The sequence below is a fragment of the Streptomyces sp. NPDC020958 genome (assembly GCF_055562175.1).
Genome location: NZ_JBVHFU010000056.1, coordinates 1 through 1991, shown reverse-complemented (window position 1 = coordinate 1991; position 1991 = coordinate 1). Strand labels below are relative to the sequence as shown.

The window sequence follows — 1991 nt, the reverse complement described above, 5'->3', positions numbered from 1 at the left end:
ACACCCTTCGGCCGACCCGTCGAACCCGACGTATAAATCACATACGCCGGATGCGCAGCCAACACCGAAGACAACCGATCACCGTCGCACAGGTCGGACGCACTGGCCGTGGTGACCACGTGCACGACTTCGTCAGCGTCCAGGAGCACACGAGTCACATCGTTGTCGGGCAAGCGACATGAAGTCTCCGTATCGGTGATCACCAGCACGGGCTCGGCATCAGCCAGCACGTACGCGATACGGTCGGAGGGGTAGTCCGGATCCAGCGGCACGTAGCCGGCACCGCTCTTCAGCACGGCGAGCAGCGCGACCACCAGGTCGGCCGACCTGGGCAGCGCGACGGCGACGAGTTTCTCCGGACCCGCACCGCACGCCACCAGATGACGGGCCAGACGATTCGCGCGGGAATTCAACTCCACATACGACAGCTCGACCCCACCGCTGATCAGGGCGGCTGCGTGCGGGGTTCGTGCCGTCTGCGTCTCGAACAGTTGCGGGAGCAGCACAGCGGGTGTCTCGCGGGCCGTGTCGTTCCACTCGGTCAACACCTGGTGCCTCTCTGCGGCACCGAGCAGGTCGAAGCGTCCCACCGCACCATCGAGTCCGGTGGTGGTCGCTTCCAGCACCCGGGTCAGCTGGGACCCGATCTGTTCCGCTGCCGCTCGGTCGACGAGATCAGGCCTGTAGTCGAGTCGCAGCCGGAACTCGTCTCCGGGCATCACGATCAGGCTGAGCGGATAGTGCGTGCTGTTCCGCCCTTCCAGCCGTTCGACCCGGATGGCATCGGCCGGCTCCGCGGCCTTCGGTACGGCACCGACCGGGTAGTTCTCGAAGACGACGACGGTGTCGAAGAGTTCGTCGGCCGGGGTCAGGTTGTGGATGTCGGTGAGTTTGAGGTGCTGGTGGGCCAGGAGGGCGCTCTGTTCGTCCTGGAGCCGCACCAGCGCCTCCCGTACGGACTCGGCGGGCTTCAGCCGAACCCGTACCGGCACCGTGTTGATGAACAGGCCGACCATCGACTCGATACCCGGGATCTGAGCCGGACGCCCCGCCACGGTCGCACCGAAGACCACGTCGTCCTGACCGGTCATGTGCCCCAGCAGCACCCCCCACGCATGCTGGACCACCGTGTTCAACGTGACCCCACAACCCCGCGCCGCAGCCACCAGCGCAGCGGTCAACTCCTCCGGCAGACGTACGGTGACGTGTTCGGGCGCCATCTGCGACGCACGGGCGTGCACCGGCGCGAGCCGGGTCGCCTCCTCGACACCCGCAAGCGACCGACGCCACGCCTCCTCGGCCGCACCACGATCCTGCCGCGCCACCCACGCCAGATAATCCCGGTAGGGCCTCACAGGTGCCAGGCCGTCACTGCGGCCGCCCTGCTCGTAAGCGGTCATCAGGTCGCGCATCAGCACGGGCAGCGACCACCCGTCCAGCAGCAGGTGATGGCTCGTGAACTCCAACCGGAACAGCTGGTGACCGAGGCGGATCAGCGTGAACCGCAACAGCGGCGGGGCGGACAGGTCGAAGCGCCGTGCCCGGTCCTGCTCCAGCCACTGGGCAACCGCGGTCTCCTGGCTGCCGGCGTCCAGGTCTGAAAAGTCGATCTCCTCCCAGGGCAGCTCCACCTTCCGGGGGATGACCTGGACCGGCTGCCGCAGACCCTCGTGCAGGAAAGCGGCGCGCAGGTTCTTGTGCCGCTCGAGAACGACACGGGCGGACGCCTTCAGAGCCGCGACATTCAGCGGTCCTTCTATGAGGAAAGACATCTGCGTCGTGTAGACGTCCAGCGCCTGCTCGTCGTAGAGCGCGTGGAAGAGGAGGCCTTCCTGCAGAGGAGCCAACGGAAGAATGTCTTCCAATTCGTTCCGCTTCACTTGTCGTTCCTCCACAGCTGCTCGAGTTGATCGATTTCTGCCTGGTTCAGGTCGACCAGGGGAAGATCCGAGGGCGTGTATCCGCCCGCGGTGGGATCGGCCGCGTGACGG

General features: G+C 66.3%; 1 protein-coding gene. It reads right to left on the bottom strand.

What is annotated here, in order from left to right; genetic code table 11:
• On the bottom strand, positions 1–1880 hold a 1880-nt coding region (locus tag ACZ3KP_RS40940; protein WP_467506225.1), incomplete at its 3' end, for a condensation domain-containing protein.
• Between the last annotated feature and the right edge of the window lie 111 nt (positions 1881–1991).